This is a genomic window from Pseudomonas sp. EB271-G4-1, from assembly GCF_058791355.1.
Genome location: NZ_JBYTEO010000049.1, coordinates 1 through 22399, shown reverse-complemented (window position 1 = coordinate 22399; position 22399 = coordinate 1). Strand labels below are relative to the sequence as shown.

Below are 22399 nucleotides of genomic sequence, written 5' to 3'. Positions count from 1 at the left end.
CTCATCTAGACTTTATGCATAGTCGTAGGCAGAACCGAGCACGTCGCTTTGGTGCGGTTTGATCAATAGCGGCGTGGCAAGCTGCCCTTTATGCCCAGTTGAGGTGCGGCGAAGACCGTGCCGGGCACAACAAGATGCCCGCTCAGGGTGCCCTGGCCAACGGCCTGTCAATGCCACGATGCCGTGACGTGGTGTGAGTGCCGCAGCCGACACTTTCGGACGACCGACGACCTTCTGGTTTGTCCGTGACCGTGAGGATTGCTGAATGCCTGATGTTGAGTTGCACCTGTCTGTGGTCAATACCCTGCTGGAGCGCCATAAGGGCACTCCCGGCGCCCTGTTGCCGATTCTTCATGATATTCAGGAGCGCATTGGGTATATCCCCGATGCGGCCGTGCCCGAGATTGCCCACGCGCTGAACCAGAGTCAGGCCGAGGTGCGCGGGGTGATCAGTTTTTACCATGACTTCCGTACTGCGCCGCCTGCCCGGCATATCCTGCGGCTGTGCCGCGCCGAGTCGTGCAAGAGCCGCGGGGCCGAGCAGTTGGCGGCGCAATTGCGTGAGCGTCTGCAGCTGGATGACCACGGCAGCAGCGCCGATGGCAGCATCAGTTTGCGGCCAGTGTATTGCCTGGGTGCTTGTGCCTGCTCGCCGGCCCTGGAGCTGGACGGCCGGGTGCATGCGCGGCTGAGCGCTGAGCGTCTGGATGCCTTGCTCGACGCTTGCCGGGAGGACGCATGATGCCGACTCTTTATCTGCCGACCGACTCGCTGGCCCGTGCCGTGGGGGCCGATGAGGTGTCCACGGCGCTGATCACTCAGGCCAGGGAGCGCAACCTGCCGCTGGAGTTGCAGCGCACCAGTTCGCGCGGCCTGTATTGGCTGGAGCCATTGCTGGAAGTGGACTCGCCACAAGGCCGGATCGGCTTCGGCCCGCTGACCGCTGCCGATGTGCCGTCCGTTCTCGAAGCCCTAAACAGCTCAACCGAACATCCTCTGTCCCTGGGCCTGGTAGAAGAGCTGCCTTATCTGAAGACCCAACAACGCCTGCTGTTCGCCCGCGCTGGCATTACCCGGCCGTTGTCGCTGGACGATTACCGCGCCCACGGCGGTTTCGAAGGCCTGGCAAGGGCTGTCGCCATCGGCGGCGAGCAAACCGCCACAGCGGTGTTCGATTCGGGCCTGCGTGGTCGTGGCGGCGCCGCCTTCCCTGCCGGGATCAAATGGCGCACGGTGCGCGGCACCCAGGCGGCGCAGAAGTACATTGTGTGCAACGCCGACGAAGGCGACTCCGGCACCTTTGCCGACCGCATGTTGATGGAAGGCGACCCCTTCCTGCTGATCGAAGGCATGGCCATTGCCGGCATTACCGTCGGCGCCAGCTTCGGCTACATCTATGTGCGATCGGAATATCCAGACGCCGTCGCTACTCTGCGCGCAGCGCTGAACATCGCCCGTGACGCCGGCTATCTCGGCGCCAATGTCGGCGGCAGCGGCCAGGCGTTCGATATGGAAGTGCGGGTCGGTGCCGGCGCGTACATCTGCGGTGAGGAAACCGCCCTGCTGGATTCGCTCGAAGGCAAGCGCGGGGTCGTTCGCGCCAAGCCGCCGATCCCCGCGTTGCAGGGCCTGTTCGGCCAGCCGACGCTGGTGCACAACGTGCTGACCCTGGCCTCGGCGCCGCTGATTTTGGCCAAGGGTGCGCAGTTCTATCGCGACTACGGCATGGGCCGTTCCCTGGGCACCATGCCCTTCCAGTTGGCGGGCAATGTTCGTCACGGCGGCCTGGTGGAACGGGCCTTTGGCCTGACCCTGCGCGAGTTGGTGGAAGGCTACGGCGGCGGCACTGCCAGTGGCCGACCGCTGAAGGCTGCGCAGGTGGGTGGCCCGCTTGGCGCCTGGGTGCCGCCGGCGCAATTCGACACGCCGCTGGATTACGAGGCCTTCGCCGCCATGGGCGCGATGCTCGGTCACGGTGGTGTGGTGGTGGCGGACGATACGCTGGACATGGCCCACATGGCGCGGTTCGCCATGGAGTTCTGCGCCGAGGAATCCTGTGGCAAATGCACGCCGTGCCGTATCGGCTCGACCCGGGGCGTGGAGGTGATCGACCGCTTGCTGGCCGCGCCAGATCAGGCTGGTCGTGATCAGCAAGTGATCATCCTCAAGGACCTGTGCGACACGATGCAATACGGTTCGCTGTGCGCCTTGGGCGGCATGGTCTCCTTTCCGGTCGCCAGCGCCCTCAAGTACTTCCCCGCCGACTTCGGCTTGCAGCCCTCGGAGGCCGAGCAATGATCACTGTATTCGATCCGAAAACCGACATGGATCTGGGCACGCCAGCCCGTGAAAGCCAGGTGCAGGTCACCCTGAACATCGATGGTCAAACCATCAGCGTGCCCGAAGGTACTTCGGTGATGCGCGCTGCCGCATTGCTGGGCACCACCATTCCCAAACTCTGCGCCACCGACAGCCTGGAAGCCTTCGGCTCCTGCCGCATGTGCCTGGTGGAGATCGATGGTATGCGCGGCTATCCCGCGTCCTGCACCACGCCGGTCACTGAAGGCATGACCGTACATACCCAGACGCCGAAGCTCGCCACCCTACGCCGCAACGTCATGGAGCTGTACATCTCCGATCACCCGCTGGACTGCCTGACCTGCTCGGCCAACGGTAACTGCGAGCTGCAAACCGTGGCCGGTCAGGTCGGCCTGCGGGAGGTGCGTTACGGCTATGAAGGCGACAACCATCTGGCCGATGTGAAGGACACTTCCAACCCCTACTTCGACTACGACCCGAGCAAGTGCATCGTCTGCAACCGCTGCGTGCGTGCCTGCGAAGAAACCCAGGGCACCTTTGCCTTGACCATCACCGGACGTGGTTTTGAATCCCGGGTGGCGGCGGCTGGCGGGGATAACTTCCTTGATTCGGAATGCGTGTCCTGCGGCGCCTGTGTACAGGCCTGCCCGACCGCCACGCTGATGGAAAAAAGTGTGGTCGAACTGGGTCAGCCCGAACACAGCGTGATCACCACCTGCGCCTATTGCGGCGTGGGTTGTTCGTTCCGCGCCGAGATGAAAGGCGACCAACTGGTGCGCATGGTCCCGGACAAGAACGGCCAGGCCAACCACGGCCACTCCTGCGTCAAGGGGCGCTTTGCCTGGGGCTACGCCACCCACCCGGATCGCATCACCAAGCCGATGATCCGCAAGCACATCAACGACCCGTGGCAGGAAGTCAGCTGGGATGAAGCGGTGACCTACGCCGCCAGCGAATTCCGCCGCCTGCAGCAGAAATATGGCCGCGACTCCATTGGCGGCATCACTTCCAGCCGCTGCACCAATGAAGAAACCTACCTGGTGCAGAAACTGGTGCGCGCCGCGTTCGGCAACAACAACGTCGACACCTGTGCGCGGGTCTGCCATTCGCCGACCGGTTATGGCTTGAAGCAAACGTTGGGCGAGTCCGCTGGCACCCAGAGTTTCGACTCGGTGATGCAGGCCGACGTGATCCTGGTGATGGGCGCCAACCCGAGCGATGCGCACCCGGTGTTCGCTTCGCAACTCAAGCGCCGCCTGCGTGAAGGTGCGCGGCTGATCGTCATCGACCCACGGCGTATTGATCTGGTGGACTCGGTGCACGCCCGCGCCGACTATCACTTGGCCCTGCGCCCCGGCACCAACGTCGCCATGCTCAACGCCCTGGCCCATGTGATCGTCACCGAAGGCCTGCTCAACCAGCCCTTCATCGACGCCCGCTGCGAAGGCAACGATTTCGCCCGCTGGAGCGAGTTTGTCAGCCGTGCGGAGAACTCACCGGAAGCCCTTGCCCCAGTCTGTGGGGTCGACGCCGCCGATATTCGTGCTGCCGCGCGCCTGTACGCCACTGGCGGCAACGCCGCGATCTATTACGGCCTGGGCGTCACCGAGCACAGCCAGGGCAGCACCGCGGTGATGGGCATCGCCAACCTGGCCATGGCCACCGGCAACATCGGCCGCGAAGGTGTGGGCGTGAACCCGCTACGCGGGCAGAACAACGTGCAGGGCTCCTGCGACATGGGCTCCTTCCCTCACGAGTTGCCCGGCTACCGGCACATTTCCAACGAAGTGGTGCGGGCGCAGTTCGAGCAGGCGTGGAACGTCACGTTGCAACCCGATCCGGGCTTGCGCATTCCCAACATGTTCGAGTCGGCGCTGGCCGGCAGCTTCAAGGGCTTGTACTGCCAGGGCGAAGACATCGCCCAGAGCGACCCGAACACCCAGCACGTCACCGCGGCCCTGTCGGCCATGGAGTGCGTGGTGGTGCAGGATATCTTCCTCAACGAAACCGCCAAGTTCGCCCACGTGTTCCTGCCGGGCGCTTCGTTCCTGGAGAAGGACGGCACCTTCACCAACGCCGAGCGGCGCATCTCGCGGGTACGCAAGGTCATGGATCCCCTGGGCGGCAAGGCCGACTGGGAAGGCACGGTGGCGCTGGCCAATGCCTTGGGTTACCCGATGAACTACAAGCATCCATCGGAAATCATGGATGAAATCGCCCGCCTGACGCCGACCTTCACCAACGTCAGCTACGCCGAACTCGAGCGCCACGGCAGCCTGCAATGGCCGTGCAACGCCGAGGCACCGGACGGCACGCCGACCATGCACATCGATCAATTCGTGCGCGGCAAGGGGCGCTTCATGCTCACCGGCTACGTGCCCACAGAGGAGAAGGTCAACAGCCGCTATCCGCTGCTGCTGACCACCGGGCGCATCCTCAGCCAGTACAACGTCGGCGCCCAGACCCGGCGAACCGAAAACGTCGCCTGGCACGATGAAGACCGCCTGGAAATCCACCCGACCGACGCCGAGAGCCGTGGCATCAACGAAGGCGACTGGGTCGGCATCGGCAGCCGCGCCGGGCAGACCGTGCTGCGCGCGCGGGTCACTGAACGAGTGGCGCCGGGCGTGGTGTACACCACCTTCCACTTCCCGGAATCGGGGGCCAACGTGATCACCACCGACAACTCCGACTGGGCCACCAACTGTCCGGAGTACAAGGTCACGGCCGTGGAGGTCAGCCGCGTGTACCACCCTTCGGAGTGGCAAAAACGCTTCCAGGAATTCACCGAAGAACAGCACCGCTTGCTCAAGGAGCGCCGCCAGGCCCGTGGCGATAAGGCAGAGGTGCGCCGATGAGCACCGAAAACCTGATCAAGATGGTCAACCAGATCGCCCAGTACTTCGCCAGCGAACCGGACCGGCAACAGGCAGTACTGGGTGTGCGTAATCATCTGCAGATGTACTGGACGCCGGGCATGCGCAAGGAGCTGTTGGCCTGGCAGACCGAGCATCATGGCGCGGATATGCACCCGCTGGCGCAAGAGGCGGTCAGTGGAGCGGGTTGGGAGGCTTAGCCTGCTGGCGGAAAACCTGTAGGAGCGAGCATGCTCGCGATGGACTCGAGAACGCCGCGGGGTGCCAGGCTTCCCGCGTTATCGTTAACGACCATCGCGACGGTGCGACGATTCGACATGCTCGCTCCTACAGGGTTAAGTATCAATTTTGAATGCAGCTTTCGTCTTTGAGGTAGCGCGACAACTCATGTTGCCGCTGACAACCAAGTAACAGCCAAAGCAGAACCCTGGCTTTACGCGGACATAGAAATCCCGCCATCGATGCACCCTTGCGAATCAAATCCATCTCACTGCCGTGAAAACCATAGCTGGCTTGCGCGGTAGAGCCGGAACCGGTGCGAGTCGCGATGATGACCGGGATACTTTCGGCGACGTGCTCAATCACGGTCGCCCAGCTCTGCGAGACATGTCCGGCGCCGAAACCGGCTATCACCAGCCCGTCATAACCGAGGGTGAGGGTGCTTTCCAGAAACAGCGTGTCGGCCGAGAGGGATGCCTCGAGCATCGCAACCTTCTGTGTTGTCTGGTGTGGCAAAGGCAAAACCGTGCGCTGAGCCGGCGCACGCAGGTAGTGAACGCGGTCTTCCATGATCAAGCCTGTAGGCCCCACGACCGGAGAGGTAAACGCCTGCAGCGCCAGCGAATCGGTTTTGCGCACGCGTCTCGCTTGATGAATCTCCCCGTTCATAACGACATGAACGCCCCGCCGCCGGCTATTCTCGGACAGCGCTACGCGGCATGCATCCAGCAGATTCGCTGGCCCCTCGGCCCCCGGCTGTGCTGCCGAGCGCATCGCACCGGTCAGCACCAGCGGCGCGTCGTGAGGCCACAGGTAATCGAAAAAAACTGCCGTTTCTTCGAGTGTGTCGGTGCCTTGGATCAACACGACACCCACGGCGCCTTGTTTGATTTGAAATTCTGCCCAAGACAATACGTTCAGTAAAAGTTCGAAATCCAGTGAAGCGCTGGGAAGCAGTCCAAGGGTTTCAACGGTCACCCGGGCAAGCGTCGTCAATTGCGGAACGGACGCCAGTAGAGTCTCGCCGCTGACGGTCGGGATAACGCCTTCGCCAGCATTCCTGGCTTGCATGCTCACTGTGCCACCGAGCGCCGCGATAGCTAGTTTGGGCAGATCCATGTGATACCTCACGTGTTCAGGAGGAGAGGTGGCTGTACCCGGTTCAAGACGGGGACAGCCGAAGGGGCGGGGGCATTTACTCCGCGATAAGAACGCCGATCAGCGGCACGATCAACAACGTGCTGATGGCCATGGACAGGACATTGCCGATGTAGGTATGCATGTCGGCCGGCAATCGCTTGGCAATCGCACAGGCCAGGGGCGGTGCGATCAATGCCCCCAGCAACGCACTCGAGGCGATCACCAGCCCACTGCCACCATGGGTCAGGATCGCAGCGGGCACCACTGACACCAGAGGCACGTAAGTGGGGTACCAGCCGCGCAACATCCATTGTCGACGCCACACCAGCACCCCGATGGCCGAGCTCAGCGCTTGTGCAGAGATGATATGCAGCAATAGTCCCGACCCGTACGCCGGGCTGATCGGGTTCATCGCGTACGCCAGCAATACCCCCAGTAACAAGCCAAGACTGGCCAGTTCATTGCCAAAGAATGGCGCTTCGGAAAAGTCTGCCAAGACCCGGCGCAGGCTCCAGACGACCCCGTAGTCGGGCGCTTTGGTGACGGGCGCGGGAGACTTGGCGGGTGGTATCACGGACTGCTCGGACTTCATCAGGCCGGGTCGATAGCGGCACAGTAGAAATGCCACGACGCTGGCGACCGCCATGCCCAGCACATTGCCGATCACCGCTGGCAACCCCAAGGGGTTACACAGGTAATTAACGATCAACAGGCACATGGGTGTGACGAGTACGGCCCCCATGATTGCGCCGTTGATCGTGACCTTCCAGCCCCTGCCAAACATCAGCACCATCGCCGCTGGCAGCGACACGAACGCGGCGAATGTCGGTTGCCAGCTGGTGGCGGTCACCGTCCAGCCCCACAGCACGTTACTCAGCAACAACCCGAGCAACGAACTGGTGATCAGCCACGGCCATAACCCGGTGCCATAGGCAATGCTGAAGCCTTGCCAGGCTCTGCCCGTTCGATTCGCCCAATAGGCGAGATAGGCGCCCGCCAAGAGTCCGATCGAGGCGAACTCGTGTTTGTAGAACGCCACCTCGCTGATGTCGCCAAGCAGCCAGCGCAACCAGGCACTCGGCTGGGAAAGGCTCGACACCATGTCGCTGTAACTCGGCCAATGCGCGGCCCAGAGCGAGCGATAGGTGAATGAAAGCCAGATGATCAGCAATGTCGCGCCGACCAGCATCAGGATGACCGCCATATCAAATGGCGATCTGTGGGCAATGCGGTTTTTGTCGGTAGTCGTTTGCATGTCAGGTCTCCCCTATCAGCGTGGGAGACATGGGTGTTGGGTGTAGCCGAGCATCTGATCGTAGAGGTCGGCTCTACGGTCACGATGCAGATCGTTCAGGTTGTTCCAGATGGGGGCGCTGCGGGAGCTGGTCAGGTCAATATCGGCATACAGGATTTCCTCCTGGTCTGCCGAGGCTACGGCGCCAATCGGCCAGCCATTGGTGCCAGCGATCAGCGAGCATCCGAGGTAGCGGGCACCTCGTTCCTCACCGATCCGGCTGGCAGCGGCGATAAACACATTGTTTACGTGCGCCGCTGTCATCGTCAGGTACGACGCCATGCATTTGCCGGCATCGTCGAACAGCGGCGGCGGTGTCCAGACCCAGTTATTGGGACTGCAAATGATGTCGGCGCCTTGTTGACTCAGGATGCGTGGCACCTCGGGGAACCAGATATCCCAGCAAATCAACATGCCGATTCGACCAATCGGCGTATCAAAAACCGGAAACCCCAGATCGCCGGGTGTGAACCAGAGTTTCTCCAGGTTCCACAAATGCGCCTTTCGATACTTGCCGATAAAACCGTCAGGGCCGACCAACATCGCGGTGTTGAACAGTCGCATGCCGTCGCGCTCCGCCAGGCCGGCCACGAGGTAGACGTTGTGCCTGCAGGCAAAATCGATCCACAGTTGCGCGCTTGGCCCGCCGGGTATCAACTGCGCATGTGCAAAGGCATCCTGCCGACTGCTGAAGAAATAACCGGTGCTGGACAGCTCAGGCAGCACGATAAGATTCGCACCGCCGTTGACCGCCTCCAGCGCCAATTCCAGGCTGCGACACAGATTTGCATCACAATTTTCAATGCCGACTTGTGGATCGAATTGCACGACTGCTACACGCACAGGGCTTGTTGGCTCGCTCATTTCGGGTGACCTCTTTTTATTTTTATTCACGCTGTTTAATTGCGTGTTTATGAGAGTCGAAATGCCAGCGGGTGTAAGTCAGATGCTTCCGGTAGGGCTGTAGCCTGTGTCCGAAGATGTATGAGGGAGTTTCTTTAGTTTGATTCGGAAAAAGGGTCTGCATTTGCAGGCCCTTTTTGTGTGTGAAGAGCCCTCAAGTTCCCCCCCCTGTGGGAGCGGGCTTGCCCGCGAAGAGGCCAGTACTTTCAACGGGGATGCCGACCGGGCGAGCGCCTTCGCGGGCAAGCCCGCTCCCACAGGGTATGCATCGTTCTCGAGTTCCTGTTTTGATCACTCGATCTCAATCGGCCCCTTGGTCCCTGCATCACTGTCCGTCCAGTAATCCTCGCCCGTCAGCCGCCGATCACCTTGAAGCGTGAAGGTAAGTTTGCCCTGGTGAAATTGCAGGGTGCCGTCGGTGCGTTTGGCGTCAACCCGTTTGCCGTTCACCCAGACCTGTTCCTTGGCATCGATGCGGATGGTGGCCACTGTCGCGCCTGCATCGCTTTTGGCTACCCACTGGCCGGCATAGGGCGTCTGGGTCGTCGAGTTGTCGGTGGCGGGGTTGGTGAAACCGGCCTTGGCGTTTTCCGCCTTGCTTTTGTGGATATCACAGCCCTGGGTCTCGCTGACCTGGGTGCAGCCCGATTGCTCGAGTTGCTTGCGGTACTTGTCGTTGATGGCAAACGCCGGGGATTGCGCGGTCAGCAGGATTGCCAGCACTGGCAGGATGATTCTGTTCATGATTGCCCTCTTATTGATCAACAACTTGGTCATTGGCTGCGAACAGTATGGGTGGGATGGAGCGGTGCCCCATACCTGCGGACGGCGTTCCGACGAGGGCGCCGCGGGGTGCCAGGGTTCCCGCGTTATCGTTAACGACCATCGTCGGAACGCCGCCCGGAGCGTGCTCGCTCCTACAGGGGGGGGGGGTTAGAGCAGGTGTTGGGAGATCAGCTTGGAGATCTCGACCATCGAGGTCTTGCCGGTGAACTCGAATTTTACTTTGCCCAATGACGAAAAGTAGATTTCCAGCTCGGAATCCAGGTCGAACGTCCCCGAGGTTTCCACCGAATACGCCACGATGTTTTTGTATGGCAACGAGGTGAAGTCTTTCTTGCTGCCGGTGATGCCTTGTACGTTCACCGCAATGATGCGCTTGTTGGTGAACACCACGCCGTCGCGCATGGACTTGTAGGAATCGATGACCTGTTCGCCGTCGAGCAAAAGGTCGGCAACGCGTTCGGCGTATTCCGCATTTTGCTTGAGCTTGAAGAATCCCTTGTTGTTGAAGTCGATCATTGGCCTCTCCCTGATTGTCAAAAAGTGCATCTAAGCACGACTTCATGCCATCGGGCCTGCCCTACTTTTCTCCGCCGGTCGTGCGTACCGCACTCTCGATCGCCCGCACGCTGATCGCCGCAAAGATCGCGGTGAGCAGCACGCCGTTGAACCCCAGCAATATCGCGAGTATTCGCGACATCGGCAGTTTCGGCACGAGTTCGCCGTAGCCGATGGTCAACCCGGTCACGAAACCGAAGTAAATGCCGTCGAAAGCGTCCCAGCCTTCCAGGTAGCTGATGATCAGGCCGCAGGTGACGATGACGACCAGCATGGTGGAAAAAATCGGCCAGACAATTCGCAGGTAGTAACCTACGGCTTTGTAGAACTCTCGACGGATGTGCGAGGTATGGGTGGGCTTCATGTCATGGGTATCCTGGGGGCGGCGGATCATTTCGTGACAGACGCAATCGCCACTTCACTTTAGCCTGTGTCGCCGTCAGCTGCGCTATCATCGCCCGCCTCTGTATCTTCAAGAGTTTGTATCCCGGATGTCCCAAGCGCTGCCAATACCCGATGCCCCTCAATCGCTGCCACCCGTGCTGGCCGGCCCGCTGTTGCGACGCCTGGAACCCACGCGGCTGGTGCTGTGGCTGGTGGGCTCGCGGGCGCTGGAGCTGACGCTGCGCTTGCAGGGCGTGGGCGATATTCGCCTCGATGCCGGGCTATGCACGGTGGTTGCCGTGGGTACCCATGCATTTGTGCACCTGATTGATGTAGCGCTGGACGTTGCCCTGCCCTGCGATGAACTGATCGAGTACGACCTGCTGATCGATGACGGCACCGGCATCGCCACCTGGGCGCCGCATCTGTTGTATGGCGAGGCCACTGCGCCGAACTTCGTCCTGCGCGCTCGCGTCGATCAGTTGCTGCACGGCTCCTGCCGCAAGCCCCATCACCCGGCCTCCGACGGGCTGCTGTGTGTCGACGAGCTGTTGGCGCAAGACCATCCGGCCACGGACCGTCCGGCGCTGCTGATGATGAGCGGCGATCAGGTCTACGCCGATGATGTTGCCGGGCCGACCCTGCGGGCGATCCATGCCTTGATCGAACGCCTGGGGTTGTTCGGTGAGCATCTGGAGGGCGCCGTGGTCAGCGACAGCGCCGAGCTTTACGGGCACGCGGCCTGTTATTACCACCGCGCGGATTTGTTACCGGCGCTGGAGAGCAACGAAACCCTGCGCGAGCGCTTTTTCGGCGGTGCGCGCAAGCCGATTTTCACCAGCAGCAGTGCCGACAATCACCTGGTGACGTTCGCCGAAGTCATGGCCATGTACCTGTTGGTCTGGTCGCCGACGCCCTGGACCCTGATCGCGCCAAAACCGCCGAAACTGATCAAGGAGCGGCGCGAGCGGTATGCCCTGGAACAGACGCGCATCGACGGATTCAAGGCCGGCCTGGGCAAGGTCGCCCGAGCCCTGGCGCACGTGCCAACGCTGATGATTTTCGATGACCACGACATCACCGACGACTGGAATCTTTCCGCACAATGGGAAGAAACGGCCTATGGTCATCCGTTTTCCAAACGCATCATCGGCAATGCGCTGTTGGCCTACATGCTGTGCCAGGGCTGGGGCAACAATCCGGATGCCTTCACCGCGGTCCTGGAAAAGACCCGTTTGCTCAGCGCCACCGGCGATGATCGCTACCTCGACAGCGATGTCCAGGACGCTTTGATCGATGAACTACTGCGCTTCCAGCATTGGCATTACGTGCTGCCCACCATACCGGCCATGGTGGTGCTTGATACCCGTACCCGGCGCTGGCGCAGCGAGATGAACCTCAAGCAACCGTCGGGCCTGCTGGACTGGGAAGCCCTCTGCGAACTGCAGCAGGAGCTGCTCGATCACCCCTCGGCGATCATCGTGTCGCCGGCGCCGATCTTCGGCGTCAAACTGATTGAAACCGTACAGCGGGTGTTCAGCTGGCTGGGTTATCCACTGCTGGTAGACGCCGAGAACTGGATGGCCCATCGCGGCGCGGCCCAGGTGATCCTGAACATCTTCCGCCACTCGCGCACGCCGGGTAACTATGTGGTGCTGTCCGGCGATGTGCATTACTCCTTCGTCTACGAAGTGCTGATCCGCCACCGCAAGGCCGGCCCGCGCATCTGGCAGATCACCAGCAGCGGGATCAAGAACGAATTTCCACCGACCCTGCTGGAGTGGTTCGACCGCCTCAATCGCTGGCTGTACTCACCGCGCTCGCCCCTGAACTGGCTGACCAAGCGCCGACGCATGCGCATCGTGCCGCACGTGCCCGAACATGCCGAAGCGGGCGAGCGACTGTGGAATTCGGCGGGGATCGGCCAGGTGTACTTCAATGAACAAGGGCAGCCCCGGGATATTTTTCAGCACAACGCCAATGGTTCGCCGAAGACGCGGATGGTGGCGCCTGCAAACGATGACTGAGGGGCTGTACGGAGAACCTGTGGGAGCGACGGTGCGGCGATCCGACCTGCTCGCGAAGACTGCTTAACATTCAGCATTTATGCTACCTGATACACCGCTTTCGCGAGCAGGCTCGCTCCCACACTTTGATCGGTGTCGCTCATGGACCTCATCCGAACTCTGATCATCGGTAACTCCGGCTCCGGCAAGAGCTGGCTGGCGCAACGCCTGGCCGAGCGATTGCAGGTGCCATGGACCGATCTCGACCGCATTCACTGGCTGTCCGACGAACACAGCATCGCCCGCCCCCGCGCCGAAGCCTTGGCCATGGCGAGGATCGCGGCCGAGCAAGAACGCTGGGTGATCGAAGGCGTGTATGGCTGGATCGCCAGCGAACTGCTGCCCCGCACGACGACGCTGATCTGGTTGAGCGTTGCCGACGAGGTTTGCGTCGCCAACATCCGCCAACGTGAAGCCAACGACGACGAACGCCTGATCGCCCTGCTGGAGTGGGCGGGGAGCTATCGCCAGCGCGATGGGTCCAGCGGATATACGGCCCATCGGCAGCTGTTCGAAGGGTTTGACGGTTGCAGAATTCAATTGATGGACTGGACTGAAATCACCGATTTCGCCAGCGCAATGCACTACGCCGATTGATTTATCTTCACGGCTTCTCATCAGATAAGGACTACAGCGTTCTCGGAAACGTCCCGAGAAGGTTTCGACGATACTCAGGAGAAGCGTTGATGCGCCAATTGCATAACGACCATTCGGAGCTATCGCCTTGTCAACCTGTACTGATTTCTGTACGTTCCTTGCATCGAGCGAGGATTTCACCATGCACACCATCAATTACACCACCGCACGCGCGCACCTGGCTGAAACCATGGATCGCGTCAATGAAGACCGCACCCCACTACTGGTCACCCGCCAGAAAGGCGAGCCGGTGGTGATGATGTCGCTGGCGGAATACAACGCCCTTGAGGAGACCGCCTACCTGCTTCGCTCCCCCGCCAACGCTGAACGCCTGATCAAGTCGATTGGCAACCTGCGCGCCGGGAAAACCAAGTCTCGGCAACTCATTGAAGAATGAATATCGAGTTCACTCCTGAAGGCTGGGACGACTACCTTTGGTTTCAGAAAAACGATAAGGCGGGACTCAAACGCATCAACCTGCTGATCAAAGCCATCCTGCGTGAACCGTTCGAGGGTCTCGGAAAACCGGAACCGCTCAAACACAACTTGAGCGGCTTCTGGTCGCGCCGGATAACGGCTGAACATCGCTTGGTCTACACCATCGAAGACGGTGAGTTATGCGTTGTCATGTGCAGATACCACTACTGAACTCACCCCCCTGACAATCATCTCCACCTCCCGCTCATCAATCGTCAGCGGCGGCAACAAACGAATGGTTTGCCCCCGCGTCACGTTGATCAGCAGCCCGTGGTCCCGGGCGGCGATCAGGCTCAGGTCGCGGATCGGTTGCTTGAGTTCGATGCCGATCATCAGGCCCTGGCCACGGATCGCCAGGACGTTCGGTTGGTCCGCCAATTCCATGCGCAACCTGCTTATCAGGCGTTCGCCCTGAAGCCGGGCATTTTCCAGCAAGCCTTGCTCCTCGATGATGTCCAGCACCGTGCAACCGACCCGACAGGCCAGCGGGTTGCCGCCGAAGGTGCTGCCGTGACTACCGGGGGTAAAGAGTTCGGCGGCTCTGCCACGGGCCAGGCAGGCGCCGATAGGGACGCCGTTACCCAGGCCTTTGGCCAGGGTCATCACATCCGGGACGATGCCTTCGTGCTGGAACGCGAACCACTGCCCGGTACGGCCGATGCCGGTCTGGATTTCATCCAGCATCAACAACCAGGAGCGCCGGTTGCAGAGCTCGCGCACGGCTTTCAAGTAACCGGGTGGTGCCAGTTGCACACCGCCTTCGCCCTGGATCGGCTCCATCAGGATGGCCACGATGCGCGAGCCGTGATCCTGGCGCACCTTGTCCAGTGCCTTGAGGTCGCCGAACGGCACTTTGACGAAGTCCCCTGGCAACTTGTTGAAACCCAGGCGCACCGCCGGGCCATCGCTGGCGCACAGGGTGCCGAGGGTGCGGCCGTGGAAAGCGTTTTCCATGACCACCACCAAGGGTTGCTCGATGCCTTTGTGCCAGCCATGCAGGCGGGCAATTTTCAGCGCCGTTTCATTGGCCTCGGCCCCGGAGTTGTTGAAGAACGCCCGGTCCATGCCTGACAGTTGGGTCAGTTTGCGCGCCAGGCGTTGCTGCCAGTCGATGCTGTAGAGGTTGGAAGTGTGCAGCAACAGGCCGGCCTGTTCGCTGATCGCCGCGACGATTTTCGGGTGAGAGTGGCCGACGTTGGTCACCGCCACCCCGGCCACCGCATCCAGGTATTCACGACCGGCCTGGTCCCACAGGCGCGTGCCCAGGCCTTTGTGGAAACTCAAGGCCAAGGGTTGGTAAGTGCTCATCAGGCAGGCGGCGGTCATGACATCAAGCTCCATCAAGGGTCGGTGTTTTTGCAGTATGGTTAGCCACCTGAACTGGATAAATACTGCAATACTTCAATCATTTTAAAGTTGAGCTTGATAATGGACCTGTTCCAGGCAATGACCGTCTACGTCAAAGTGGTAGAAGCCGGCAGCATGACGAGCGCCGCTGCGCAGTGCAAAATGTCCACGACCATGGTCGGCAACCACCTCAAGGCCCTCGAGCAGCGCTTGGGCGTGCGCCTGCTCAACCGCACGACCCGGCGCCAGCGGTTGACCGAATTTGGCGTTGCGTATTACCAGCGCTGCCTCGAAGTGTTGGGGCTGGTGGCTGATTCCGAACGCCTGGCCGAGCAAGCGCTGGATGAACCCAGCGGCACGTTGCGCATCTCGGCGCCCTTGACCTTCGGCACGGAAAAACTGGCACCCGCCCTGAGCGAATTCGCCCTGCTCTACCCCCGGGTAAAACTCGACGTGATGCTCACCAACCGGCGCCCGGACCTGCTGGAAAACGGTCTGGACGTGGTCTTTCGCCTGGGCGCCATCGAGGCGCCCAACCTGATCGCCCGCCCGCTGCTCGACTACACCCTGACCATGTGCGCATCGCCGGCGTATGTGGCCCGTCGCGGCGCACCGCAAACCCCTGAAGACCTGCGCCACCACGATTGCCTGTCCTTCGCCTATCCGGCTGGCGATGACTGGCATTCGGTGGAGAAAGAATGGCGCCTGGCCGGCCCCGAAGGCGAAGTCACGGTAGCGGTCAGCGGACCGATGCTGATCAACAGCTCGGCAGGGCTGCATCAGGCGGCGCGAACCGGCATGGGTATCGTGATGTTGCCCGATGTCCTGGTCGAGCAAGACATCCAGGACGGCAAACTGCTGGCCTTGATGCCCGGATTCAACCCGCCGAGCCGGCCGATGCACCTGATGTATGCCCAGGATCGCTACCGCCTGCCGAAATTGCGACGTTTCGTCGACTTCGCCGTGCAGATGTGGGGCAAACACTAGCAGCCTCGCCGAGCCTTGGACTAATCTCCCTGACTGAGCAGGTCATTGGCTATCAGGCGTGTGCCAGGGAGAGCAGCGATGGGAGAAGCATCGAGTATCGAACCCTTGAAGTTCAATGTCTCGGACATGAACGAAGGCATGCTGCACACCATCATGGAACTGGTCAGCGACGGAATATGGGACTGGAACGCCAACACTGGCTTCGTCTACCGCAACGCCCGTTGGTACGAAATGCTCGGCTACACGCCGCATTCCCTGGATAACAACGTGTTGACCTGGGAAAACATCATCCACCCCGATGATTTCCCGCAGGTGATGGCTCTGTTCGATGACTACCTGAGCCAGCGCACCCCCGTGTATCAGGCCGAGTACCGCTGCCGCACGCATGACGGCCGTTATATCTGGATCGAAGACCGCGGCCACGTGCTGGCACGCAATGCCGACGGTTCGGTGGCGCGAATGGTCGGCGCCCACCGCAGCATCGAAGACAAGAAGCGCCTGCTCGAAGCCCTCGAACGGCGCAATCAATCCCTTGAAGCCCTCGTTGAAGAACGCACCCGCGAGCTGTCCAGCGTCAATCAGCAACTGCAGAGGCAACTGGAAGAAAATCGTAAGTTGGCTGAAACCGATGCCCTGACGTCGACTGCCAATCGATATCGCCTGGATCAGGCCCTGCGCCAGGAATGCGAGCGGTCCCAGCGCTTTCGCCAGCCGTTGTCACTGATCGCCATGGACATCGACGATTTCAAGAGCATCAACGATCACTACGGCCATGCACTGGGCGATGCCGCCTTGATTCAGGTGGTCGAACGAGTCAAGCGCAGTTTGCGTGCGGGTGATGTGCTGGCCCGTTGGGGCGGCGACGAATTCATCGCGGTCCTGCCCGATACCTTGTTGGCTGAGGCCAGGACCCTGGCCGAAGCCATCCGCCAGGGTCTATCGGAGATGCCATCGGTGGGCGACTTTCACGTGAGCATGAGTTTCGGCGTGGTCCAGCGCTTCGAGGAGGAGCAACAGAGCGGCCTGATGGCCAGGGCCGATCAGGCACTGTATCGGTCGAAAGTCGCCGGCAAGAATGTGATCAGCGGATAACCGCCGTCACATCCCCGTCTTCACCAGCACCGGTTTTTCCTGATAGCGATCCGGGTACAGCTGCTTGAGCTGTGCCACCTTTGGCAAGTCATTGATCACGATGTAGGGATAGGTCGGGTGCTCGGTCAGGAAGTCCTGGTGTTCTTCTTCGGCCGGATAAAAACCGTTGAAGCTTTCCAGCTTGGTCACGATCGGCTTATCGAACGAATGCGCGGCATCGAGCTGGGCAATGTAGGCCTGGGCGACCCGTTGCTGTTCGCTGCTCTTGGTAAAGATCGCCGAGCGGTATTGGGTGCCGGTGTCGGGCCCCTGGCGGTTGAGTTCGGTCGGGTTGTGCGCCACGGAAAAGTAGATCTGCAGCAAGGTGCCGTAGCTGACCTGGCTCGGGTCGAAGGTCACTTCCACCGATTCCGCATGACCGGTACTGCCGCTGCTGACGCGTTCGTACTGCGCCGTGTTGGCTGCGCCACCGGCGTATCCGGAGACGGCATTCTTCACGCCTTTGACATGCTGGAACACCCCTTGCACACCCCAGAAACAACCACCGGCAAATACCGCGGTTTCGCTGTGGGCCTGGGTGGTTTCGTCGAGGGCAGGAGGGGGAAGGAGCACGCCTTCTTCAGCCCCGCCCAGGGAAAATGCCGAGCATTGGCCGATGATGCCGGCAGCGGCCAGACCCAACAGCGTGCGGCGCCAGGTAAAAAGATTTTTCATGTCACAGACTCCTGGGAAATTCAGACGGCTTTGGGCTCGAACTTGAGCGCCAGACCGTTCATGCAGTAACGCAAACCGGTCGGTTTCGGCCCGTCGTCGAAGACATGGCCCAGATGCCCGCCGCAACGCCGGCAGTGCACCTCTTCGCGCGACATGCCGTAGGAACGGTCCTGGCGAGTGGCCACGGCCTTGTCCAGCGGCGCCCAGAAACTCGGCCAGCCGGTATGGCTATCGAACTTGGTCGCCGATGAGAACAGCGGCAACTGGCACCCGGCGCAGAGGAATGTGCCGTCGCGGTGCTCATTGTTCAGCGGGCTGCTGTAGGCCCGTTCAGTGCCTTCTTCGCGGAGGATTTCGTACTGTTCGTCGCTCAGGATGGCGTGCCATTCGCTGTCGCTGTGGGTCACTTCGAACGCCTCGGCGGCGCTGGCATCGCTGATCAATGCCGTGCCTGTGGAAAACTTCGGCAACAGGCCGATTGCCAGGGCTGCCACCCCCAGCCCGCCGCTCGCGAGAAGAAATTGCCGTCGTGAAAACATGCTCGTCTCCAAAAATCCAGGGGTGTTTCATGGAACACAGCCTAGGCTTTGGGTGATCGCCAAATCCTCACGGGAAGTTAAACAATTCGTGATAACTCGGGCCACGAAAAACCCGCACAATGGACCCTTCACTGACTTCACTGACTTGACTGACTTGACTGACTTAATTGTAGGAGCTGCCGCAGGCTGCGATCTTTTGATCTTGTTTTTTTAAATCAAAGTCAAAAGATCGCAGCCTTCGGCAGCTCCTACAGTGAGTGGCATTACGCACATTGCGCCGAAGGATTGAAGTGGATGGAACAGACCAAACGCGTCCTCGTGGTCGAGGACGACCTGCATATCGCCGACCTGATTTGCCTGCACCTGCGTGACGAGCGGTTCGAGGTGGTGCACAGCGCCGACGGCAATGAAGGCATGCGCCTGCTGCAGCAAGGCAACTGGGATGCGCTGATCCTCGACCTGATGCTGCCCGGTGTCGACGGCCTGGAAATCTGCCGCCGCGCCCGCGCCATGGCCCGCTACACGCCGATCATCATCACCAGTGCGCGCTCCAGTGAAGTGCATCGGATCCTCGGCCTGGAGCTCGGTGCCGACGATTACCTGGCCAAGCCGTTTTCCATGCTCGAACTGGTGGCCCGGGTCAAAGCTTTGCTGCGCCGGGTGGATGCCATGGCACGCAACCTGAAGATGGACGCCGGCAGCCTGCTCATCGACGGACTGGCCATTGACCCGATCACCCGCGAAGTGTCCCAGGGCGGCCGACGCCTGGACCTCACACCCCGGGAGTTCGACTTGCTGTACTTCTTCGCCCGCCAGCCGGGCAAGGTGTTTTCGCGCATGGACCTGCTCAACGCCGTCTGGGGCTATAGCCACGAAGGCTATGAGCACACGGTCAACACCCACATCAATCGCCTGCGCGCCAAGATCGAGGCCGACCCGGCGCAACCGGTGCGCATCCTCACGGTCTGGGGCCGCGGCTACAAGTTCGCCACCGGGGAGGAATCGCCGCCATGAGGCTGACCCTGACGCAGCGCCTGTCCCTGGTGTTCGCCGTGCTACTGCTGGTGTGCTGCGGCACCTCGGCGTGGCTACAGGTGCGTTCCAACCAGATGCATGAACAGGAAGTGGTGCAAGGGTTGTCCCGGGACCTGGCGCAGCACATCGCCAGTGACACGGTGCTGATGGACACCCAGGGCCTGATGCCCAATGCCGTGCGGGATCTGTTCAGCAAGCTGATGCAGGTCAACCCCAGTGTCGAGGTGTACCTGTTGGACACCGAGGGCAAGATTGTCGGCAGTGCCGCGCCCGAAGGCAGGATTCGACGCGAGCGTGTCGACCTGGCGCCAATCCAGCGCCTGCTCAGGGGCGACGCCCTGCCGATTACCGGTGATGATCCGCGCAGCGTCGACGCGCGCAAGGTGTTCAGCGCCGCACCGTTGAAGGTCAATGGCAAGGCCGTCGGGTATCTCTACGTGGTGCTGCTGGGCGAAGACCATGATCGCCTGGCCGAACGCGGCGCCACCAGTGCTGCACTCAATACCGCCTTGATGTCCATTGGATTGGTTGCGCTGTTGTGCCTGATTGCCGGTCTCACCGCGTTTGCGCTGATCACCCGGCCATTGCGCCGCCTCACCGAAACCGTCAGCCAGTTCGACATCGATGGCGTCCCGGTGACGCCGGCCCTGCCCGTCCCCCTGGAAAAGGTCGCCAGCCACGATGAAATTGCTGTACTCGACGCTGCCTTCCGGCAGATGCAGGCGCGTTTGGGCGAACAATGGCGCTCGTTGACCCGCCAGGACCAGGAACGCCGCGAACTGGTGGCAAACATCTCCCACGATCTGCGTACGCCGCTGGCCTCGTTGCACGGCTATCTGGAAACCCTGTCGCTCAAGGACGCCACGCTGTCCGCCACCGACCGCCGCCGCTACCTGGGCATCGCCCTTGATCAAAGCCGCAAGGTCGGCGGGCTGGCGCAGTCGCTGCTGGAACTGGTGCGCCTGGAACATGGTTTTGTGCAACCGGTGCTGGAGCGTTTTTCGCTGACCGACCTGGTCCAGGACATTTTCCAGAAGTTCGAACTGACGGCCGAGGCGCGGCAGGTTGAATTGAAGGCCACGTTCGCCCCCAACGTTTCTGCAGCTTGCGCTGACCTGGGATTGATCGAGCGGGTGTTGACCAATTTGTTCGACAACGCGTTGCGCCATACGCCGCCAGGTGGCGAGATCGAACTGGGTTTGCGTCCCCAAGGCTCATTCATTGAAGTGACTGTCAGCGACACGGGCCCTGGTATTGCTCCCGAATTGCGCGAGGGTCTGTTTTTGCGGCCGTTCAATATCGGTGGCGCACGGCGCGATGGCGGGCTGGGGTTGCGTATTGTGCACCGCATCCTGCAATTGCATGGGCTTGAGATTCAGTTGATCGACAGGCCGGGGCGTGGGGCGACGTTTCGGTTTTTGTTGCCGATCGATGAACAGACTGCGGCGGGATTGGCGGAGCGGTCGATGAACCTGAATACCCCTCGGCAAGTCTGAAAAGTCAGGGCGCCTGACAAACCGCTTTCGCGAGCAGGCTCGCTCCCACAGGGGATTTGCGTCGAACACAGAGTTTGTGGCAACCCGTATCAACTGTGGGAGCGGGCTTGCTCGCGAAGAGGCCAGCCCAGGCGATCGAGGACCTGGATCACTCCCGATAATCTGGCGCAACCCTTTCCAGCAATCTCAGCAACGCCGCCCAGGCCAGTTGCATGGCATCTGGATCATTGAGCTCACCCTCCTCCAGCGCCCGTCCCGGCTCATTGAACTGCCGCTCGGTATGCGCGCAAACCTCGGGCGACGGCAACACCAGCTCCCCGGCAGCCATGGCTGCCAACTGAATGTCGCAGGCCTTTTCCAGGTAATACATGCGCATGAACGCCTGCCCCACCGTCTCCCCCCACCGTCAGCAAACCGTGATTGCGCAGCATCAGCACCGGCTTGTCGCCCATGTCCGCCACCAGCCGCTATTCGCTCATGTCCAGCGCCACGCCTTCGTAGTCGTGGTAGGCCACACGGTTGTAGAACTCCATGGAAATCTGGTTCACCGGCAACAGCCCGCACTTCAACGTCGCCATCGCGCAACCGGATTTTGTGTGCGTGTGCAACACGCATTGCGCGTCTTCACGAGCACCGTGAATGGCGCTGTGAATCACGAAACCGGCCGGGTTCACCGGGTACGGCGACGGTTCCACCGCGTTGCCATCGAGGTCGATTTTCACCAGGTTCGACGCCGTGATCTCATCGAACATCAGCCCGTAGGGGTTGATCAGGAAGTGATGCTCCGGCCCCGGAATGCGCACTGAGATGTGGGTGAAGATCAAATCGGTCATGCGAAAATGCGCTGCTGGCCCTGGTCAGCGCATTGATCTGGGTGCTGTTGAAAATGACCCGCGTGAACCGACTGGTAGGCTGAGATCACTATGAACACCCATCGTACAAGCCTGAGTACCCGCCTGCTGGCCGTGGTCGCCATGGCCTTCATGCTGTTCCCGTTGCTGACGGTCATCCCGGTGTCGTTCACCAGCAAGCGTTTCCTGTCGATGCCCCAAGGCAATTGGTCGCTGCGGCATTACGAAGCGCTGATGAGCAACCCTGACTGGTTCAATGCCATCAGCCAAAGCCTGACCATCGCCTTTGCCACGAGCATCATCGCGACCTTGCTGGCCGCCAGCTTCAGCCTCGGCATCTGGTACATGCGCTCCAAATGGGCCACGGCGTTGATCGGCCTGGTGCTGCTGCCGATGGCGATTCCGTTCATTACCAGCGTCAACGTCGACACCCTGCCCAAGCGGATCTGGAGCGGCTTGCGCGATAACGTTGATCCGAGTATGGCGGCGATTTCCGTCTTGCTGATCTCGTTGACCTTGCTGGTGCTGATCGGGCGGTTGGTGGCTCAACACTTGGCGGATAAACGCGCGCAGAAACTGTTGCATCCATAACCAAGTCGTTACCGCGCCCCCTTGTAGGAGCTGCCGCAGGCTGCGATCTTTTGATCTTGATTTTTCAAGATCAAAAGATCGCAGCCTGCGGC

Annotated in this window: 22 protein-coding genes and 1 pseudogene; 13 read left to right on the top strand and 10 right to left on the bottom strand. The window is 61.0% G+C overall.

The features are described 5' to 3' along the window. The first annotated feature begins 265 nt into the window (after nucleotides 1-265). The 4 genes from AC3WWR_RS22115 to AC3WWR_RS22100 are packed head-to-tail and all read left to right on the top strand — an operon-like array spanning nucleotide 266 to nucleotide 5395. Nucleotides 266-742 (top strand): formate dehydrogenase subunit gamma, encoded by a 477-nt coding sequence (locus AC3WWR_RS22115; protein ID WP_020795582.1) that lies wholly within the window; start codon nucleotides 266-268, stop codon nucleotides 740-742. Further along, on the top strand, nucleotides 739-2298 hold the full coding sequence (locus tag AC3WWR_RS22110; protein ID WP_432669041.1) for a formate dehydrogenase beta subunit: 1560 nt from the start codon (nucleotides 739-741) through the stop codon (nucleotides 2296-2298). Before AC3WWR_RS22115 ends, AC3WWR_RS22110 begins: the two co-directional genes overlap by 4 nt. Further along, a complete protein-coding gene (fdhF, locus tag AC3WWR_RS22105; protein WP_432669040.1) occupies nucleotides 2295-5177 on the top strand; it encodes a formate dehydrogenase subunit alpha in 2883 nt (960 codons plus the stop codon). The genes AC3WWR_RS22110 and fdhF overlap by 4 nt, the downstream gene beginning before the upstream one ends. Continuing rightward, on the top strand, nucleotides 5174-5395 hold the full coding sequence (locus AC3WWR_RS22100; RefSeq protein WP_432669038.1) for a formate dehydrogenase subunit delta: 222 nt from the start codon (nucleotides 5174-5176) through the stop codon (nucleotides 5393-5395). The genes fdhF and AC3WWR_RS22100 overlap by 4 nt, the downstream gene beginning before the upstream one ends. Before the next feature lie 142 nt (nucleotides 5396-5537). Here the strand turns inward: AC3WWR_RS22100 and AC3WWR_RS22095 are convergent, their stop codons facing one another. From AC3WWR_RS22095 to AC3WWR_RS22070, 6 genes are all read right to left on the bottom strand, one after another. Then, a complete protein-coding gene (locus AC3WWR_RS22095; protein ID WP_020795577.1) occupies nucleotides 5538-6533 on the bottom strand; it encodes an asparaginase in 996 nt (331 codons plus the stop codon). A 76-nt stretch (nucleotides 6534-6609) separates the two neighbouring features. After that, entirely contained in the window at nucleotides 6610-7809 is a 1200-nt protein-coding gene (locus AC3WWR_RS22090) for a hypothetical protein (RefSeq protein WP_432669037.1), read from the bottom strand. Between the two features lie 15 nt (nucleotides 7810-7824). After that, nucleotides 7825-8712, bottom strand: coding sequence for a nitrilase family protein (locus AC3WWR_RS22085; RefSeq protein ID WP_020795575.1), 888 nt, complete (start codon nucleotides 8710-8712; stop codon nucleotides 7825-7827). A gap of 330 nt (nucleotides 8713-9042) precedes the next feature. Beyond that, nucleotides 9043-9495 (bottom strand): hypothetical protein, encoded by a 453-nt coding sequence (locus AC3WWR_RS22080; RefSeq protein ID WP_020795574.1) that lies wholly within the window; start codon nucleotides 9493-9495, stop codon nucleotides 9043-9045. Nucleotides 9496-9684: 189 nt separating this feature from the next. Next, entirely contained in the window at nucleotides 9685-10053 is a 369-nt protein-coding gene (locus AC3WWR_RS22075; RefSeq protein WP_020795573.1) for a PH domain-containing protein, read from the bottom strand. 61 nt (nucleotides 10054-10114) lie between these two features. Continuing rightward, nucleotides 10115-10456: a potassium channel family protein gene (locus tag AC3WWR_RS22070; RefSeq protein WP_432669036.1), complete on the bottom strand. Its 342-nt coding sequence runs from the start codon at nucleotides 10454-10456 to the stop codon at nucleotides 10115-10117. A 127-nt stretch (nucleotides 10457-10583) separates the two neighbouring features. On the opposite strand from AC3WWR_RS22070, the gene AC3WWR_RS22065 reads away from it, so the two are divergent. The 4 genes from AC3WWR_RS22065 (at nucleotide 10584) to AC3WWR_RS22050 (ending at nucleotide 13826) form a co-directional block, all read left to right on the top strand. Then, nucleotides 10584-12503 carry an alkaline phosphatase D family protein gene (locus AC3WWR_RS22065; RefSeq protein WP_432669035.1) on the top strand — a complete coding sequence of 640 codons (1920 nt, stop codon included), beginning with the start codon at nucleotides 10584-10586 and terminating at the stop codon, nucleotides 12501-12503. Nucleotides 12504-12644: 141 nt separating this feature from the next. Then, nucleotides 12645-13139: a P-loop NTPase family protein gene (locus tag AC3WWR_RS22060; RefSeq protein WP_083348259.1), complete on the top strand. Its 495-nt coding sequence runs from the start codon at nucleotides 12645-12647 to the stop codon at nucleotides 13137-13139. Between the two features lie 181 nt (nucleotides 13140-13320). Continuing rightward, nucleotides 13321-13575 (top strand): type II toxin-antitoxin system Phd/YefM family antitoxin, encoded by a 255-nt coding sequence (locus AC3WWR_RS22055; RefSeq protein WP_020795569.1) that lies wholly within the window; start codon nucleotides 13321-13323, stop codon nucleotides 13573-13575. Then, a complete protein-coding gene (locus AC3WWR_RS22050) occupies nucleotides 13572-13826 on the top strand; it encodes a Txe/YoeB family addiction module toxin (protein WP_432669034.1) in 255 nt (84 codons plus the stop codon). The genes AC3WWR_RS22055 and AC3WWR_RS22050 overlap by 4 nt, the downstream gene beginning before the upstream one ends. Here AC3WWR_RS22050 and AC3WWR_RS22045 read toward each other — a convergent pair. Beyond that, a complete protein-coding gene (locus tag AC3WWR_RS22045) occupies nucleotides 13794-14981 on the bottom strand; it encodes an aspartate aminotransferase family protein (RefSeq protein ID WP_020795567.1) in 1188 nt (395 codons plus the stop codon). The two genes, AC3WWR_RS22050 and AC3WWR_RS22045, sit on opposite strands and share 33 nt — an antisense overlap. Nucleotides 14982-15083: 102 nt before the next feature. Here AC3WWR_RS22045 and AC3WWR_RS22040 point away from each other — a divergent pair, with 102 nt between their 5' ends. Beyond that, the gene (locus AC3WWR_RS22040; protein ID WP_432669033.1) at nucleotides 15084-15989 is read left to right on the top strand and encodes a LysR family transcriptional regulator; all 906 of its coding nucleotides are present in this window, start codon (nucleotides 15084-15086) and stop codon (nucleotides 15987-15989) included. Between the two features lie 78 nt (nucleotides 15990-16067). After that, nucleotides 16068-17081 (top strand): sensor domain-containing diguanylate cyclase, encoded by a 1014-nt coding sequence (locus AC3WWR_RS22035; protein ID WP_033043127.1) that lies wholly within the window; start codon nucleotides 16068-16070, stop codon nucleotides 17079-17081. 6 nt (nucleotides 17082-17087) lie between these two features. On the opposite strand, the gene msrA is transcribed toward AC3WWR_RS22035, so the two are convergent. Both msrA and msrB read right to left on the bottom strand, forming a co-directional pair. Continuing rightward, nucleotides 17088-17795 carry a peptide-methionine (S)-S-oxide reductase MsrA gene (msrA, locus tag AC3WWR_RS22030; RefSeq protein ID WP_033043128.1) on the bottom strand — a complete coding sequence of 236 codons (708 nt, stop codon included), beginning with the start codon at nucleotides 17793-17795 and terminating at the stop codon, nucleotides 17088-17090. Nucleotides 17796-17815: 20 nt separating this feature from the next. Then, nucleotides 17816-18334, bottom strand: coding sequence for a peptide-methionine (R)-S-oxide reductase MsrB (gene msrB / locus AC3WWR_RS22025; RefSeq protein ID WP_020795563.1), 519 nt, complete (start codon nucleotides 18332-18334; stop codon nucleotides 17816-17818). A 294-nt stretch (nucleotides 18335-18628) separates the two neighbouring features. Here msrB and AC3WWR_RS22020 point away from each other — a divergent pair, with 294 nt between their 5' ends. Beyond that, nucleotides 18629-19348 carry a response regulator transcription factor gene (locus AC3WWR_RS22020; RefSeq protein WP_033043130.1) on the top strand — a complete coding sequence of 240 codons (720 nt, stop codon included), beginning with the start codon at nucleotides 18629-18631 and terminating at the stop codon, nucleotides 19346-19348. Beyond that, the gene (locus AC3WWR_RS22015; protein WP_020795561.1) at nucleotides 19345-20865 is read left to right on the top strand and encodes a sensor histidine kinase; all 1521 of its coding nucleotides are present in this window, start codon (nucleotides 19345-19347) and stop codon (nucleotides 20863-20865) included. Before AC3WWR_RS22020 ends, AC3WWR_RS22015 begins: the two co-directional genes overlap by 4 nt. 148 nt (nucleotides 20866-21013) lie before the next feature. Here the strand turns inward: AC3WWR_RS22015 and AC3WWR_RS22010 are convergent. Continuing rightward, nucleotides 21014-21710, bottom strand: a pseudogene (locus AC3WWR_RS22010) (class II aldolase/adducin family protein); the annotation flags it as partial. Nucleotides 21711-21788: 78 nt separating this feature from the next. Here AC3WWR_RS22010 and AC3WWR_RS22005 point away from each other — a divergent pair. Next, nucleotides 21789-22307: an ABC transporter permease gene (locus tag AC3WWR_RS22005; RefSeq protein WP_492599055.1), complete on the top strand. Its 519-nt coding sequence runs from the start codon at nucleotides 21789-21791 to the stop codon at nucleotides 22305-22307. The last annotated feature ends 92 nt before the right edge of the window (nucleotides 22308-22399 follow it).